Source organism: Chromohalobacter sp. HP20-39 (genome assembly GCF_033052815.1).
Lineage (GTDB): Bacteria > Pseudomonadota > Gammaproteobacteria > Pseudomonadales > Halomonadaceae > Chromohalobacter.
The window spans coordinates 1-255 of record NZ_JAWHTP010000902.1; the positions used below are offsets into that span (position 1 = coordinate 1).

1 protein-coding gene is annotated in these 255 nt (G+C 58.0%); it reads right to left on the reverse strand.

Annotated features, from left to right (window positions below; genetic code table 11):
- The coding region (locus RVY79_RS20585; RefSeq protein ID WP_317466451.1) for an efflux RND transporter permease subunit at positions 1 to 255 on the reverse strand (255 nt) is incomplete at both ends.

Genomic DNA, 255 nt, shown 5'->3' on the forward strand with positions numbered 1-255 from the left:
CAGGTAGGCGGTGATGTTGTTGGTGGCCAGAACATCGCTGTAGAACCCAAGGTACATGGCGTCCGTTGTCTGTCCCACCGCCACCGATAGCACGGGCTGCTGTGCTTGCGCGGGCAGTTGGTTCTTCACCGAGTTGATCTGCGTGTTGATCTCGGTGAGCGCCTTGCTCGAATCGTAGTTCAGCCGAAGCGTCGCGGTAATTGTGGAGACACCGGTGATGCTCGAGGACGACAGGTAATCGATCCCTTGCGCTTG